Here is a 15,602-nt window from a genome sequence, read left to right as displayed (position 1 = left end):
TACAACCACACCCCCCACCTGCGGGTCTGCACAGCGTGACGAAGATCGAACCTCGCCGGCTGGCGACCACGACAGCAGCCGTTCTCACGCTCCTCGGCGCCTCTGCGCCGCTGCCCGCGCTCGCGGCGGACGACGGCACGCCCGCCCCCCGGGCCGGGGCGGCGGCCATGCAGACCGGCGCCGTGTGGAACGACCCCACGGACACGGCGAAGCAGTACGCGATACGCGACCACCTCGTCGCCCTCGTCGACGGCGCGACGCCCGGATCGGACATCAAGATCTCCGCGTACGTCCTGGGCGGGAGCAACGAGCCCGGCGGCACGACCCACAAGCTGCGGGACAGCCTGGTGGCGGCGCACGAGCGCGGGGTGAACGTCCAGCTGATCCTGGACAGCGAGAGCAGCAGGTACTGGGAGAGCAAGAACGTCTTCACCCACCTCGCCGCCGCGCTCGCGGAGCCCACGGGCAAGGGCAACGACTCCTGGCTCCGCATGTGCCCCTTCACCCCGCGGAACCCGGCCGACCCCAATGACCAGGACATCGACTCCCAGGCGTGCCTGGCGAAGGACCCCAACGAGACGGACGACTGGGGAGGGGTGAACCACAACAAGTTCTACCTGTTCTCGGAGACCACCGGCACCGGCACCGTCCCCGTGAAGGACGTGGTCGTGCAGACCTCGGCCAACATGACGACCTGGGACGCCAAGTACGCCTGGAACGACGCGCTCAGGGTGGTGGGGAACCAGACCCTCTACCGCGCCTATCAGGGGTACTTCGAGCTCCAGGCGGCCGCGCAGGCGGACCGGACGAAGGTGATGTCGGACGTCCGGCTCGACACCCAGGCGGGCCGGGCCAAGGCGTACTTCTTCCCCCGCTCCGAGGACGTGATCGTCAACATCCTCAAGACCGTGGACAACCCCGTCCCCGGACAGACGGGCCCCTGCCGCGGCAACTCCGCGGGCTACGGCACCAAGGGCGGCCACACCGTGGTCCGGGTCGCGATCCACGGGGTCACCCGGAACGAGGTCGCGCAGGCCCTCGCGGCGCTGGACACCGCCGGGTGCTACGTGGACGTGGTGTACCGCACCATGAGCGACGAGGCCCGGGCCACCCTCGAAGGCAGCGGCGTCACACTGCACCAGCTGAACAGCGACACGTGGTCGGACACGCTCACGTCGACGCACAGCAAGTACGCGCTGGTCGAGGGGACGTACAACGGCAAGGCCGACCAGAAGATCGTCTTCACCGGCAGCCACCCGTACACCAAGTCGGCGCTGACGACCAACGACGAGGCGCTGCTCAAGTGGGACGACTCCGCCGCCGGGGACGTGCCGCACACCCCGTCGGTGTACGACAGCTACCGGTACAACTTCTGGGCGCAGCGCGCCGCGGCCGACGCCCAGCCCCAGCCGGCCCCGCTGCCGCAGCCCCAGCCGTAGCCCCAGCGGCCGGAATCGCCGTCACCGCCCGCGCCGGTCACTGCGCCGGCGCGGGCTCCGCCGCGGACTCCGGCGCGGGCTCCGCCGCCGGGGAATCCACGCCCCCGCCCCCGCCCCCGTACGCCACCGTCATCAACCGGTCGGCGCCCGGTGACTCCAGCTCGTCGACCACCGCGACGGCCAGGTCCTCCGCGCTGATGAAGGAGCGGCCCTCGGCGTCGGTGAGCAGCGTGTCGGTACCGCGCCGGTAGTGGCCGGTGCGCTCGCCCGGTTCCAGCAGGGCCGGCGGGCACAGGTACACCCACCCGTCGCCGCCCCGCTCCCGGCACGCCTCCCACTGCGCCACCCCGGCGACGGCGACGGGGCGCACATGATCCGGTACGTACGCGGGGTCGTCGGCGACGCGTACGCCGGGCGCGCCCGGGCTGCGGAGCACCCCGGCGCCGCCGACCACCAGGACGCGTACGCCCAGCTCATTGGCGACGTCCAGGACCGTGCGGGTGGCGCCGACGAGGAAGTCCCGGTCGACCGGCTCGGTGCGCAGGGCCACGACGACCCGGTCGGGGGCGTGCGCGACCAGCGCGTCCCGCAGGGCGCGGGCGTCGGCGGCGTCGACCGCGACGGGGGTGATGCCCTGCTCGCCGCCCGCCGGGGTGCGGGACAGGGCGAGGACGTGGTGTCCCCGGGCCCGGGCCTCGGCGGCCACCCGGCGGCCGACCATTCCGGTGGCGCCGAGCACGGCGATCGTCAGCGCAGACGTCTCACGCGACATGGCTTCTCCTCTTCTCGTACGGACAAGGGACTTGTGGACAGGGGATTGGTGCACGGGTGACTCCCGGACGGGGGACTTCCGGACCGGGGACGGGAACTGCGCGGCGAGCAGGGCCGCGAGGGCGAGGACGCAGCCGGCGGCGCCCACCGGGCCGAGCGTCTCACCGAGCGCGATCCCGATGGCGGTGGCGACGAGCGGGGACAGCAGGACCAGGGGCGCGGAGGCGCCGACGGGCAGCCGTCCGATCCCGCGGAACCACAGGGTGTACGCGACGAGGCCGCCCGCGCTGCCGAGCCACAGGTATCCGGCGGCGGCCCCGGCGTCGATCCGCTCCGGCAGCCCTTCCGCGGCGAGGGCGAGGGGCAGCAGGAACAGCCCGCCCGCGGTCAGTTGCCAGCCCGCCAGGGTCAGCGGCCCGACCCCGTCCGGCCGGCCCCAGCGCTTGGTGAGGACGATCCCGGCGGCCATGCCCGCGGTGCCGCCGAGCCCGGCGACCACCCCGACCAGGTCGAACCGCGCCCCGGGCCCGAGCACCACGAACCCGACGCCCACGACGCCGGCCACGCTCCAGGCGAGCCGCCAGGCGGTGGGGCGTTCCCGTACCACCGCGGCGGCCAGCCCGGCGACCATCAGGGGCTGGGCGGCGCCCAGCGTGGCGGCGACCCCGCCGGGCAGCCGCTCGGCCGCGAGGAAGAGCAGCGGGAACAGCGCGCCGATGTTGAGTACGCCGAGCACGGCGGCCCGCCACCACCACGCCCCGCGCGGCAGGGTCCTCGTGAGGGCGAGCGCGACCAGCCCGGCGGGCAGCGCGCGCAGCAGCCCGGCGGACAACGGGTGCCCTGCCGACAGGAGTTCGGTGGTGACGGCGTAGGTGGTGCCCCACGCGGCGGGGGCGAGCGCGGTGAGGGCGACCGTGCGGACGCGGACGGGAGACATGCGCGGAAGTCTCCGTCCCGGCGCTCATGAATCCAACGCATCCTTGCCATGGCACCCATGAACGGAAACGATCCCGGGGTGGACCTTCAGCAGATGCGCTATGTCGTCGCTCTCGCCGAGACCGGCAACTTCACGCGGGCGGCGGAGCGTTGCTCGGTGGGGCAGTCGACGCTCAGCCACCGGATAGCGGGCCTGGAACGGGAGCTGGGCGTCCGGCTGTTCGCCCGGACCAGCCGCCGCACGGAACCGACCAGTGCGGGAGCGGCGTTCCTGGTGAGGGCGCGGGAGTGCCTCGCCGCGGCGGAACGCGCCGCCGCCGACGCCGCCGCGGCGGCCGGGGTGGTGCGCGGCCGGCTGGCGGTGGGGGTCATCGTCACGACGGCCGCCGTGGACGTACCCGAACTGCTCCAGCGCTACCGCGCCCGCCATCCGGACGTCCGGGTGCTGCTGCGGGCGGGCGGCAGCGACGAGCTGGCCGCGGCGGTCCGGAGCGGTGACCTGGACATCGCCTTCCTGGGCCTGCCGGACGACGAGCGTCCGTCCGGCGTGGAGACCGTGGTGCTGGACCACGACCACCACGTCCTGGTGGTCCCGGCGGCCCACCGCCTGGCGGGTGCCCGGCGGGTCACGCTCCGGGACGTCGCGGGTGAGACGTTCGTCGACTTCACCCGGGGCACCCCCGGCCGCGCCCAGTCCGACAAGGCGTTCGCCGCGGCCGGGCTGGTCCGGGACGTCGCGTACGAGGCGGGCGTGGCGGAGCTGATCACCCGGCTGGTCGCCCGCGGCCTGGGCGTGGCCCTGCTGCCGTCGGCGTTCGTGCGCCCGGTGGCCGCGGGCGACCCGGCCCTGGCCCTGGTCCCGGTGGCGGACGGCCCGCGCAGGATCGAGTGCCTGGTCTGGAGCCGCTTCAACCCGAGCCCCGCCACCCGGGCCATGCTCCAGGTCCTCGGTGTCCGTACAGCAGACGTCGGTACAGCCACCGCCCGTACAGCCACCGCCCGTACGGCCGCGAGCGGCTCTCCGTAGCCGCCCGCGAGCGGAACTCCGTAGACTCCCTGGCATGGCATGCCGCATCAGTGAGCTGGTCATCGACGCCGCCGACCCCGCCCGGCTGGCGGCCTTCTGGAGCGAGGTCCTGGGCTATGTCGAGGTGGGCCGCGAGGACGACGGGAGCATCGAGATCGGCCCGCCGGACACCGGTTTCGGCGGCCCGCTGCCGACGCTGGTCCTCAGCCCCAGCGACGCCCCGCGCGCCGGGAAGCTGCCCCTCCACCTCGACGTGAGCCCCACGGACCGGGACCAGGACGCCGAGCTGCGGCGCCTCCTGGCGCTGGGCGCCACGCCCGCCGACGTCGGTCAGACGGGCGAGGAGAGCTGGCACGTCCTGGCCGACCCGGAGGGCAACGAGTTCTGCCTGCTGCGCACCCGGATCCGCCCCGTCTGACGCCCCGTCAGACGCCCCTTCATCCCGGTGTCACCCCCGGTGTCACCCCTCAGCTGATCGAGGTGTCGCCGAGCCGGATCAGCAGGCGGCGCAGCCCATCGGCGAGGGCCTCGCACTCCTCCCGGTCGAACGGTTCCAGCATCCGCGCCTCGTTGGCGAGGTGGTCAGCCATGTAGGCGCGGGTGACCTCGTGCCCGTGCTCGGTGAGCCGGATCCGCACCGAGCGCCGGTCCACCGTGTCCCGTACCCGCTCGACGAGGCCCTTGGCCTCCATGCGGTCGATACGGTTGGTGATGGCGCCCGAGGTCACCATGGCCGCACGGCGGAAGGCGCCCGCGGTCAGCTCGTACGGCGGCCCTGAGCGCTGCAGCGTGGTCAGGACGTCGAACTCGCCCAGTTCGAGGCCGCGTTTGGCGGCGAACGACCGGAACTCCTTGTCGAGTGCGACGCCCAGCCGCTGGAGCCGGCCGAGCACCTGGACGGGCCACAGGTCGTCGGCGAGGTCGGGGCGCTCGCGCGTCCACTGCTCGATGATGCGGTCCACGGCGTCGGTGCCGCCGTTCTCCTGCGCTTCGCTCATGCCCCTGCCCTGCCTTCCCGACCCCCCGCGACCAGCGGGCGGCACCCAGAATATCTCAACGCTGAATCACTTGACGTTGAAGCACTTCCCCTGCTTCTCTGATCTCTCAACGTTGAAATAGTCAACCTTGAATGAAGCGTCGCACCGACCGAATCGGGGGTCGTCATGTCCGTCACCGTGCCCGCATCCCGCCCCGCCGCCCCACCCCGGCCCCGCCGGCTCCCGGCCCTGTGGCTGGCGCTCCTGGCCGCGCCCGTCGCCACCGGCGCCAACGCGCCCGTCCTGATCCTGCCCGACATATCCCGCTCCCTGGGCGTCAGCACGTCCGGCGCGACCTGGCTGGTCACCGCCTTCGCCTGGGCCATGACGGTCGGCACGCCCCTGCTCGCCGCGCTCGTACGCCACCGGGGGCTGCGCGTGGCGCTGACGACGAGCACGGTCGCGGTGGCGGCCGGCACGGTGCTCGTCGCGAGCGCGCCGTGGCTGCCCCTGGCCCTGCTCGGCCGCGCCGCCCAGGCGCTGGGCGGCGCCGGGCTGGTCGCCGTCGCCATGAACCTCGCCGGGACCACCCGCCGCATGGGCACCATCACCGCCGGGTTCGGGGTGATGGGCGCCCTGGGCCCGCTGCTCGGCTCCGCCCTCGCGCAGGGCGTCGGCTGGCGGGCCTCGCTCGCCCTCTCGGCGCCGGCGCTCCTCGCGGTGCCGGCGGTCTGGCGCCACACGGCCGGCGCCGTACGGGCGGACGCCGCGGGCGGCCCGCGGTTCGACGCCACCGGCGCCGGGCTCGTCGTCGCGCTGGTCACGGCCCTGGTGCTGATCCCCACGGCCCCCGCCGTGGGCGTCCCGGCCGCCCTCGCCGCCGTGCTCCCGCTGGCGCTCCACGTCCGCCGCCACCCGGACGGCTTCGTCCCGGCCGCCCTCCCGCGCTCCCGCCGGTTCACCACGTCCGCCGCGCTGGCCTTCGCCTTCTCCACCTCGTACTTCGTCCTGCTGTTCGCCCTCCCCGAGCTGGCGCGCCGCCACACGGACTGGACGCCCGCCACCGTCGGCACGGGCCAACTGGCCGCCCTCCTGGCCGGCTCGGCGCTCTCCTGGCTCCTCACCGCCTCCGCCGCCCGCCTGGGCCACCGCCCGGTGCTGGCCCTCCTGGTCACCCTCGGCGCGGCGGCCCCCCTCACCGCCTTCCTCGCCCCCTCGGGCCCCACCCTCCTGGCCGCGGCCTCGGCGGCGGTCCTCACCGCCACGGCCGCCAACGCGGTCCTGTCGCTCCACGCCACCCGGCACACCCCGCCCGCCCAACGCCCGGCAGCCATCGGCCTCTTCGTCCTCTGCTACCAACTCGGCGGCGCCCTGGGCCCGGCCCTGGCAGCCCACCTGTTCCTCCCCTGACCCCGCGGCCGATCCGCCGGTGATCAGCCGGACGGGCTCATAGGATGGGGCTGCCGCCCACGCCGGGGAGCGGCAGCGGAAGACACAAAGGGGGCGGTGTGAGGTTCGTCGTGCTCGACCGGGCCGACCGGGTCCCGCCGGCTCCCCGACCGCTCGCCGTACTGATCAGGGATGCCTGGGACGACTTCGGCTGGCGCACCATGTTCCGCCTCCAGGTGATCGACGGCCGGGGACGCCACGACATCGGCAATGTGAAGATCGCCTCGTTCGACATGGGGGAGGCCGGCGAGACCGTCGTTCAACTGCCGCCCTCGTTCCGGGCGCTGTCGGACGAGTACTTCTCCGTCGGCCAGGACGACACGTACTACGAGAGGCTCAACGAACTCGCCGGCGGTACGTCCGAGGCCGTACTGCGCGGGCTGCAGGACATGGCGCTGGACGAGCGCATCTTCGCCTCGGTGCAGGACCTGGCCGTCACCCGCGTCTCCCTGCTGCGATCGCTCAGGACGCACACGGTCGAGCGGCAGTTCCGGCGCATAGCCCGAGGCGGAGTGCGCCGCACCTCGTTCGACATCGGCTACGCCTCCCCCGCGCCCGACGACGGTGACCGGATGACGCTCGGCTTCCGGGTCGTCCCGGGCCAGAAGCCGCCGTCCAACATCCATGTGGTCACCGGGCGCAATGGCGCGGGCAAGTCCGTGCTGCTGCAGCGACTGTCGCGGGCGGTGGCCGACCCGGAGGCCGACCCCGAAGACGTGGGCTGGATCTACGAGGCGGACACGGCCGGGGGACCGGACGCGCCCCCTTCCCCCTCCGCCGTCATGCCGGGCCGCTCCTTCGCCAACCTGGTACGGGTCTCCTTCAGCGCCTTCGACACACCACCCGGACTGCCCGAGGACGCGGAGGACTTCCCCACGGCGTACGTGGGACTGTGCTGGCCGTCCGTCCCAGGACAGACGGTGCAGATGAAGACACGGTCCCGGCTCAAGAAGGAGTTCGCCGACAGCCTCGACGTCTGCCTCGGCACCCCTGAGCTGCACGAGCGCTGGACGGCCGCGCTGCGGACCCTGTCGTACTCCGGCAGTGGTCTGCTGCCCGAGGGATGGCTGGACTCGTACACCGCGATCAGCTCCGTCGCCCGCCGTCGCACCGTGGCCCGCCGCCTGTTCAGCTCGCTCAGCTCGGGCCACAAGGTCGTCCTGCTGACCATGACCTCGCTCGTGGAGAACGTCGGGGAACGCACCCTGGTCCTCATCGACGAGCCGGAGACCCACCTGCACCCCCCGATGCTGGCGGCCTTCGTCCGGGCCCTCTCGGACCTCCTGACCGACCGCAACGGGCTCGCGATCGTCGCCACGCACTCACCGGTGGTTCTTCAGGAGGTGCCCGCCGACTGCGTCTGGAAGCTGCTCCGCCACGGTGACCGGTTCACCGCGCACCGGCCCGCGATCGAGACCTTCGGGGAGAACGTCGGCGTCCTGACCCATGAGGTCTTCGGCCTGGAAGTCACCGACGCGGGCTTCCACCGCGATCTGAGCCGCACCGTCCGCGAGGGCCTCTCGTACCCCGAAGTCCTCGAACACTTCCGGGGCCGCCTGGGCGGCGAGGCCCGCATCATCGCCCGTTCGCTGATCGCCGAGCGCGACAGCCGCACCGCCGGGTGGGACGAGCGAGGTGACTGAGTGATCCCGATGGACAAGCCCGCCCTGGACACCGGCGCCGTGTACGACATCTGCACGGCCACAGTGCGCTCCGCCACCGTCCACAAGACCCTGAAGGGGCTGCGGAAGACGGTCGTCGAGGCCGCCGTCGCGTATGAGACCGCCGCAGCACAGCAGGCACAGCACACGCTCACTCACCTCAAGCACCAGCCGGACGGCGAGGCGGCCGTCAAGGCCGCCAAGGCCGCGAAGACGAAGGGCGGCGCCAACGAGGAGCTGAAGAAGACCTACGTCAACCGCATGGTGGGCGGGACCGAGCAGGCACGCACCGTCTACGAGAAGCTCCGCGGCAGCTGCAAGGGACTGTGCGCCCTGTGCGGGCACGGCGCCGCGGACACCCTCGATCACCAGCTGCCGAAGGACACCTTCCCGCTGCTGTCCGTCGTCCCCGTCAACCTCGTCCCGGCGTGCTCCCGGTGCAACCACCAGAAGAAGGAGCGGGCCCCCGCGCACGCGGGTGACCAGACACTGCACCCCTACTTCGACGGGAAGGTGCATGAGCACCTGTGGCTGTTCGCCCGGATCACAGAGCCCCCGAAGCCGTCGGTGATCTTCCGCGTCGACCCGCCACCGGACATGCCGCCCGCCCTCGCCGCGCGAGCCCATCACCACTTCGACGCGCTGGACCTGCCGGGGCTCTACAACGCGCAGATCGGCTACGAGCTTCAGGCACTCGGCCTGACCCTGTCCAAGCACCCCTTGGCCCCCGGGGACCTGCGCGCGCACCTCCACGAGACCGCCGAGATCAAAGCCACGGTCGAGGGCCCCAACTCCTGGAAGGCCGCCCTGTACCGGGGCCTCGCCGACAGCGCGTGGTACGTGAACGGCGGCTGGCAGGAGCCCTGGAACTGACGAAGGGCGTACGCGGCCGAGTCCGTCAGCCGGACGCGGCCTCGTCCTCGGGGAGCAGGTGGGCCAGCAGCAGCTTGATCACCAGAACGGGTGCGAACCAGGCCAGTTCGCGGGGGATCTCCGCCATGGTCGATGCCGCGGTGATCGCCAGCGCGGCGGCGGCGAACGCGACCGGCCGCCGCAGGTCGGGCGGGGCGGCCAGGACGACTGCCGCTCCGCCGAGCGTGACCCCGTAGACGACACCGGCGGCCGCCCACCCGAACCCCGGAACGAGCAGGGCCAGGGCGAACGGCTGGACGTGGACCGCCACGAAGGCGAAGTGGTGCCGAGCCGTACGCCCGGGTCGGTGGAAGCGGCGCTTGGCCGACCGGGTCGCGTTGACGACCGTGCCGCCGAAGAGGTCGAAGGCCACCACGGCGACCACGGTCAACGGCAGCACCGCGTACCGGGAGTGCAGAGCGAGGGTCACGGCGAACACGGTGCCGGCCAGCGCACCCGCGTAGCAGACGATCCGCTCACCCCGGTCGGCCTGCGGCGCCACCAGCTGCGCGTCGAGCCACCGGACGGCCGTCATGGGCCCGGTGGCCCTCATGCCCCCTCCCGGCGGCGCAGTCCCTCGACGCACATCTCGACAATGGGCGTGGCCAGTTCCGTGATCGGCAGCGCCGGATCGACGATCCACTGCACGAGGCAGCCCTCGATCGCCCCGACGACGACGGCCGCGTGGCCTTCGCCCACCCCGGCGCGGAGGACCCCCTGAGCCTCGGCTTCGGCGAGGAGTTCGGCGATCACCGCGCGGTGGTCGCGGTAGACGGCCGCGATGTCGACCGCGGAGGCGTCGCCCTGCCGGCCCGCGGCCCACAGGTCGACGAGGATCCGGGCGAGCTCCGGCTCGGCCGAGACCATCCCCACCACCGACCGCACCAGCGAGGCGATCCGCTCCAGTGCGTCCCCCGTGCCGGTACGAGCCAGCTGGATCACCGCCCGCGAAGCGGCCCCGTACGCCTCGAACGCAGCCGACAGCAGGGCGTCCCTGCTGTCGAAGTACAGGTAGACGCTGCCCTTCGCGACACCCGCCTCCTTGGCGACATCGTCCACCCGCGTCGCGGCGAAGCCCTGCCGGGCGAAGACCCGCACGGCGGCACGCAGGATCATGTCCCGGCGGGCCTCCGAGTCGACTTTCCGTGCCATTCCATCAGCTCCCCATAAATGACTGACTGGTCAGTCATCATGAGTCACCCGCATGCCCGCGTCAACCACCACCGGACCCTTTCCCTGAGCCGGCGAGGGGAGTTGGCGGGTCAAAGAGGAATGATGCGGATCTGGCTGCCGCAGAGTTTGGCCATGTCGTCACGGTCGGACGTCAGCACGGCGACGGGTTTCGGCTGGCGAAGAGCGACCTCGGCGACCGTGGCGTCGATGGCGTGCTTGCGCCCGTGCAGTCCGGCGTTCTTGAGGAGTTCAGCTGCCGCTTTCGCCGCTTGTTCGGTGACCGGCTCCGCCTTGATTCGGGACAGAGCCCAGTTCAGGCGAGGCATGCGGGTTCGGGAGTGGCTGACGTCCACGATGGTGTTCGCCCCGATGACAAGGTCGGCTCCCATGTCGTGGAACACCTGCAGCATGGCGAGGAGCTCGCGGACCTGCGCGATCCAGGCAGACAGCCCTTCCGAGTCCAGCACGACGGTCTCGATACGCTCGCTCACGCGGCATCCGCGCCCTTGAAGGAGTCGGTGGAACCAAAGATCTTCGCGCGCCTCGGCGAGTTCCTCGTCGCTGAAGGGTCCGCGCTCCTCCTCGTGGCGGCGGAGGTGGCTGCCCAGGAGCTGGTGCCGGATCTGGCGGGCCACGGCTTCCGCCACATAGCCGACCACGTTGTCCGTGAGCTTGCGGAGCTCCGCCACCTGGTCGGTGGGCAGTGAGACGGTGATGCGAGTCGTCGACGCCATGCTCGAAGCATGCCGGAGTATGTGTGCAGTGGTCCGTGATCGGCTCCTATGCCCGGCGGCTGGTGCGGATCTGGTGCGCGACGCCTTGCGTGGTCCGGGCAACAACAAAGCCCCGGGCCGATGGCCTGGGGCTTCACTTTGGAGCGGGTGACGGGAATCGAACCCGCGCTCTGAGCTTGGGAATCACCCGGCACTTGATCATGAATCTGGCCTTCGACCTGCGGAAACGCGAGTTAGGCACCTCATCGGTGCTGCCTTGGGTCGACGCCCTGTTGACCGCTGTGCACCGCCTCTACTGGCACGTTATGGCACGCTGCTGCCGACCGGCTGTAGCGGCAAGTGGTCGCGCTGATTAGCTTTGAGCCGAGGGTGCGGGGCGGCGGAGCGTAAGCGGTCTCGTCGTCTGGGGCAAGGCTGTCAGTGTTGTCGGCGAGACTGCCAGAGTGCTCGAACTTCTGTGGTCAGCCCTGGTAGCGGTCCTCGATGCGGTCTTGACCGTGTTGAGAGTGGTCTTCTGGCCCTTGCTGCTGGGCGTTTTCATCTGGGCGCTATCGATGCAGGTGGATCCTCGCGATGTACTGCGGCTTCGGTGGATCCTTGAGCGGATAGCCGCTATTGCCGAAGGCGTGGGACATCTCCTGCTTGGTGTGTGCCTGCGCGTGTACAGGCAGACCCTGGGCGGCGCCTACCTCCGTCGGAGCAGGCGCCGCGCTGCGCAGCATCTAGTCTGGGCACGGCGGGGTTTCGGCCGGGATGCCGACAGCCTGTTCCCCGCCAGTCGGCAAATGCGCACAGTTCTGCGCTCGTGGCATCAGGCCGCCCCGCTGGCCGCCGGCGCCTACATCTTCAAGGCGTACATCCTGCTGCTGGTGTTGCTCAACCTCGGGGGACTTGTCGATGCCGCCACCAAATGGGCGTCCCGTACATGGGCGGAGAGTGAGCATGCTCCCGTTCCGTGGTGGGCGCCTAGCGGCGGCTTGTGGGGGCCGGCCCGGCCGGTCGCCGACACCGCCGAGACGCCGGGAGCCGTTGTGACGGTAGTGGCGAGCTTCCGGGCGTTCGCGGAGGCGATCTGGGGGAAAGCCGCTCAGTATCTTCCAGCCCTCGCAGCTCCGGAAGGCCGGACTGCCGAGGTGGTTACCGCGATATCCGGACTTGTTCTCGCCCTCGTGCTACTCCTTGCACTGAGGGCCGGGATGAGCGTTCTCGGTAGGCGCCCTGGTCCAGCGCGGGACGGCCATAGGCGCGACCCAGGCTTCGTTGACCCCCTTCCCCGTGGGTGGTGGCTACGGTCGCTGTTGAGTCTGCGCCCAGGGGTGGCCAGTCGTACCCGGCCGGTTGCGGTCTTGATTGACTGTCTTGCCCGTGTGGGCTCGGCGCGGCGCTACTTCCAGACCGTTACGCAAACTCGTAGCACCCTTTATGTTCCTCGCGTGGACCTTGCCGGGGCTGAGAGGGTCGTGTGGTCGGCATGGAAGGTTAGGCACGGTCCGGTACGCGGTGCGCTTCGGCGGGACTACCGGAAGCACGCGGCCGAGGTCGTGGGGGTAATCCGGCGGCTAGAGGCGCGGCAGAACATCGACGACAACACGGGCCAAGTCTTCGAGGAAATGGCGCGTGTGCTGCTGACGATTGCTGAACGGTATGCGAGCGGCAACACGCTGGCCTTGCTCGATCGCGCGGATGTCGAGGGCGTAGAGCCTGCGGTTGACAGGGAATGGGTGCGATTGGTCATCCTCGGCGTGGCCATGACTGGCGCTGCCATCACAGCGGGCTTGACGGAACTTTCGGCCGCAGCGTCCACCCAGATCGTTGCCGTGGTCGGCGCTGTTGCCTGGGTGCTTTTGTACCGTGACAGGCTGTCGCCGGGTGATGTGCTCGACGTGATGCGTGGCCAGACCCGCAAGTGATCATGCTGGAGTCAGCCGTCCGAGGTGGAGCCCTTCGAACGCTGCTGCTGCCCTGTTCGGCGGTAGTAACCGTGAGGTCCCGCTCAGGTTCGGGCCAACGTCCGACAGCCAGACCAGACGTTCCCATAGGGCTGGCCCTTCATTTCTGGCGGGCCCTCGGGACAATGGGATACGTTCGGCTCGTATCCGAGGGGGCGGAAGGAGGCGTGGGTGTCGTACGAACCGAAGCTCGCCGCCGCGCTCTCTGGGGCCACTATGCGCCAGCTCTCTCATTGGCGCCGGGCAGGCAAGAACGGGGCCGTGCTCGTGCCCGAGGTGTCCGACGCACGTCCCATCCTCTACTCGTTCCGAGACGTCGTGGCGCTGCGTGCTTGCGTACGCCTGCGTCAGGAGACTTCGCTCCAGAAGATCCGCAAGGCTCTGAGTACTCTCCGGGAGGACCTCGGCGAGCGAGAGCACCTCTCTTCGTACGCCCTGGTTACGGACCGGGACACCATCTACCTCGCCGAACACGGCCAGGCAACAGATCTCCTCAGGGGTGGCAACTACGTCATCCACCAGCTCGTCGACGTGCTGGCGCCGTTCTACCAGGACGGACGCCACATCCCTGCATTGCTGCACCCGAGGCAGCACTTGACCGTCGAGCCCGCCGTACGCGGAGGGGAGCCGGTGATCCAGGGGACGCGCGTGCCCGCTGCGGAGGTCGCCGCACTGGTACGCGACGGCATCGAGCCCGAGCGCATCACGGACTTCTACCCTGGCGTCAGCGCTGACGCGGCCCGGGACGCGCTCGACTTCAGCGACTACGTCGACAGCTACACCGACAGCGCGCCGCGGCAGGTCGCCGCTTGAAGCTGCTGCTCGATGAGAACGTGCCGCGCCCCATGGCGGGGATCGTGCGGACTCTTCTGGCAGCGCACGAAGTGCTGCACGTCTACGACCTGGACGGATGGGCCGGCACCAAGGATATCGAGCTGTACGGCAAAGCCAAGGTCGAGGGCTTCCAGGCCATCATCACCAACGACGGCAAACAGCTCAGTCGGCCGCTGGAGGTTCGGGCGATCGCCGAGTCCGGCCTCCATCGCATCGAGTACCGGACGAACCACAAGCACGGTGGTCTCGTCGGTCTCGGGACAGCCATAGCGACGGTGTGCGCGGCTCTGCCTCATGCCCTGGACGATCTCGCCAAGGCGGAGGGGCAGAGGCTGGTCTTCCTCACCTCCGTAGACCCGCAGCGCAACAGTCGCCTGCGCATGACCGACCCTGCTGCGACGCCGCCAAAGCACTGGCCCGCAGCTGCCTAGGCCAGGGCTTCGTATGAAGCTCATCGCCCTATGAGCTGCCAGCACTGCCGACGGAGGCTCCAGGCACTTGCTGTGCCTCCCCGGAAGTCCTCTAAGCGCGCCGCACGGTGAGGCGCGGTGGACTCCCCAAGATCAAAGAATGTGGCGTTTGAGGTACAGACTTCGATCTTCAAGTGGGTGAACATGACTATATGAGGCAAATCGTCCTTCGGGAGGTGTGACGATGCCTGGCCTGACGGATGCTGAGTGCGGCCCGGACTGGAGCCTTCTTCGAGCGCACGATCTCTGGGCGCTGCCAGTGGAGGTACTGACCGAGGTCATGGAGGTCGGGGTGGTCGAGCTGGAGCTTCCCCAGGGCTCCTCCGCCTTCCCGTTCCGGAAGACGGATGGCAGGTGGATCGCTGTGCAGAGTGGTCTGCCACCGGTCGAGCGGAACCGCTTGGTTCGTGACCTGCTGTTCTCGTACCTCGCTGAGGCTGTCGGCTCGGATAGACGGACGTCCAGGTTCCGTGCGACGGACATCAGGGCGCTGTACGCCGGAAGTCAGTGGGAGCCCAAGGACGGCTGGCGCGATGACGAGGAGGTGATCGCTGTCCTGCGGTCCTTCGTCGCTGAACCGCTGGGCGGGGTCGCTGAGGACATTCCGGAAAGCGCCTATCCCTTGCCTGGAGAGGTGGGCGCCGTCATCGCCTTCGGCTATGACGAGGCAGGCAGACGATGCCCGCTTGCCTGGGTGGATTCCCGGCTCCCCAGTGGGCTGAGGGCGGACTTGTGGGGTTTCAATGTGGCACTGATCGCCGAGGGGGATGTGGCGGAGAGCCAAGCGGATGCAGAAGGAATCCTCTACATCGGCAGACAACGTCGGCCTGTTAGGGGGCCAGGGCCTGCGCTGTTGGCGGCGCTGACAGTTCAGCGGTTCGGCCGCCGCCCCCAAGACTGTGACTTTCCACTGCTCAGCCCGCCGGCACAGAGAGGGGACTTAACAGGACCGGCAGGGATCAGCTCTCCGTTCAGATGCTCATAGGGCACCCATGTCAGAGCGGGCCATGCGGGATGAGTAGAGCAAGGTCGTTGGCGTCGGACAGGATGTTGTACGCGCCGGTGATGGTGCCGTTGCTGTTGAACCTCGCCGCGTTCGTGCCGCCGCCGGAGCTGCCTACCTCGGCATTGAAGAAGGTGGATCCAGCTCGAGCCGTCGGCGAAGCATGCTCCGCCGTCGGGGGCCTTGTAAGGACGTCTCCGGCGTTCTGTCCTGGGCCGGCGCCCTCGATCCCGACGGCAGCCCCACCGCCACCCGCTGCCAGGTGCC

Annotated in this window: 14 protein-coding genes and 3 pseudogenes; 10 read left to right on the top strand and 7 right to left on the bottom strand. The window is 70.6% G+C overall.

Annotated features, from left to right (window positions below):
* The first annotated feature begins 35 nt into the window (after window positions 1–35).
* Window positions 36–1,439, top strand: a complete 1,404-nt coding sequence (locus ACF08D_RS21400; protein WP_392224326.1) for a phospholipase D-like domain-containing protein — start codon at window positions 36–38, stop codon at window positions 1,437–1,439.
* Window positions 1,440–1,476: 37 nt separating this feature from the next.
* Here ACF08D_RS21400 and ACF08D_RS21395 read toward each other — a convergent pair.
* A pseudogene (locus tag ACF08D_RS21395) lies at window positions 1,477–2,172 on the bottom strand (NAD(P)-dependent oxidoreductase); the annotation flags it as partial.
* A 117-nt stretch (window positions 2,173–2,289) separates the two neighbouring features.
* Window positions 2,290–3,147 (bottom strand): annotated as a pseudogene (locus ACF08D_RS21390) (EamA family transporter); the annotation flags it as partial.
* 78 nt (window positions 3,148–3,225) lie between these two features.
* On the opposite strand from ACF08D_RS21390, the gene ACF08D_RS21385 reads away from it, so the two are divergent.
* Both ACF08D_RS21385 and ACF08D_RS21380 read left to right on the top strand, forming a co-directional pair.
* Entirely contained in the window at window positions 3,226–4,173 is a 948-nt protein-coding gene (locus tag ACF08D_RS21385) for a LysR family transcriptional regulator (RefSeq protein WP_392224713.1), read from the top strand.
* 34 nt (window positions 4,174–4,207) lie between these two features.
* Complete coding sequence (locus ACF08D_RS21380; protein WP_392224325.1) at window positions 4,208–4,591, top strand: VOC family protein; 384 nt, start codon at window positions 4,208–4,210, stop codon at window positions 4,589–4,591.
* 49 nt (window positions 4,592–4,640) lie between these two features.
* On the opposite strand, the gene ACF08D_RS21375 is transcribed toward ACF08D_RS21380, so the two are convergent.
* Complete coding sequence (locus ACF08D_RS21375; protein WP_392224324.1) at window positions 4,641–5,171, bottom strand: MarR family winged helix-turn-helix transcriptional regulator; 531 nt, start codon at window positions 5,169–5,171, stop codon at window positions 4,641–4,643.
* Between the two features lie 165 nt (window positions 5,172–5,336).
* Here ACF08D_RS21375 and ACF08D_RS21370 point away from each other — a divergent pair, with 165 nt between their 5' ends.
* From ACF08D_RS21370 to ACF08D_RS21360, 3 genes are all read left to right on the top strand, one after another.
* Window positions 5,337–6,560, top strand: coding sequence for an MFS transporter (locus tag ACF08D_RS21370; protein ID WP_392224323.1), 1,224 nt, complete (start codon window positions 5,337–5,339; stop codon window positions 6,558–6,560).
* Between the two features lie 98 nt (window positions 6,561–6,658).
* Window positions 6,659–8,242 (top strand): AAA family ATPase, encoded by a 1,584-nt coding sequence (locus ACF08D_RS21365; RefSeq protein WP_392224322.1) that lies wholly within the window; start codon window positions 6,659–6,661, stop codon window positions 8,240–8,242.
* Entirely contained in the window at window positions 8,243–9,133 is an 891-nt protein-coding gene (locus tag ACF08D_RS21360; RefSeq protein ID WP_392224321.1) for a hypothetical protein, read from the top strand.
* A gap of 25 nt (window positions 9,134–9,158) precedes the next feature.
* On the opposite strand, the gene ACF08D_RS21355 is transcribed toward ACF08D_RS21360, so the two are convergent.
* From ACF08D_RS21355 to ACF08D_RS21340, 4 genes and pseudogenes are all read right to left on the bottom strand, one after another.
* Window positions 9,159–9,725 carry a hypothetical protein gene (locus tag ACF08D_RS21355; RefSeq protein ID WP_392224320.1) on the bottom strand — a complete coding sequence of 189 codons (567 nt, stop codon included), beginning with the start codon at window positions 9,723–9,725 and terminating at the stop codon, window positions 9,159–9,161.
* Complete coding sequence (locus tag ACF08D_RS21350) at window positions 9,722–10,324, bottom strand: TetR/AcrR family transcriptional regulator (protein WP_392224319.1); 603 nt, start codon at window positions 10,322–10,324, stop codon at window positions 9,722–9,724. The genes ACF08D_RS21355 and ACF08D_RS21350 overlap by 4 nt, the downstream gene beginning before the upstream one ends.
* A gap of 110 nt (window positions 10,325–10,434) precedes the next feature.
* A complete protein-coding gene (locus ACF08D_RS21345; protein WP_392224318.1) occupies window positions 10,435–10,836 on the bottom strand; it encodes a DNA-binding protein in 402 nt (133 codons plus the stop codon).
* Window positions 10,833–11,079 (bottom strand): annotated as a pseudogene (locus ACF08D_RS21340) (hypothetical protein). Before ACF08D_RS21340 ends, ACF08D_RS21345 begins: the two are co-directional and overlap by 4 nt.
* A gap of 443 nt (window positions 11,080–11,522) precedes the next feature.
* On the opposite strand from ACF08D_RS21340, the gene ACF08D_RS21335 reads away from it, so the two are divergent.
* The 4 genes from ACF08D_RS21335 (at window position 11,523) to ACF08D_RS21320 (ending at window position 15,317) form a co-directional block, all read left to right on the top strand.
* Window positions 11,523–12,989 (top strand): hypothetical protein, encoded by a 1,467-nt coding sequence (locus ACF08D_RS21335; protein ID WP_392224317.1) that lies wholly within the window; start codon window positions 11,523–11,525, stop codon window positions 12,987–12,989.
* Between the two features lie 210 nt (window positions 12,990–13,199).
* Window positions 13,200–13,841: a DUF433 domain-containing protein gene (locus tag ACF08D_RS21330; protein WP_359849406.1), complete on the top strand. Its 642-nt coding sequence runs from the start codon at window positions 13,200–13,202 to the stop codon at window positions 13,839–13,841.
* Window positions 13,838–14,293 (top strand): DUF5615 family PIN-like protein, encoded by a 456-nt coding sequence (locus tag ACF08D_RS21325; RefSeq protein ID WP_359849403.1) that lies wholly within the window; start codon window positions 13,838–13,840, stop codon window positions 14,291–14,293. Before ACF08D_RS21330 ends, ACF08D_RS21325 begins: the two co-directional genes overlap by 4 nt.
* 223 nt (window positions 14,294–14,516) lie before the next feature.
* Complete coding sequence (locus ACF08D_RS21320) at window positions 14,517–15,317, top strand: hypothetical protein (RefSeq protein WP_392224316.1); 801 nt, start codon at window positions 14,517–14,519, stop codon at window positions 15,315–15,317.
* Window positions 15,318–15,602 lie beyond the last annotated feature (285 nt).

Origin of the sequence: Streptomyces sp. NPDC015131, assembly GCF_043079975.1 — a bacterium.
Taxonomy (GTDB): domain Bacteria; phylum Actinomycetota; class Actinomycetes; order Streptomycetales; family Streptomycetaceae; genus Streptomyces.
Note: the sequence above shows the minus strand (reverse complement) of the source record. Positions and strands in the feature narration are given on the sequence as shown.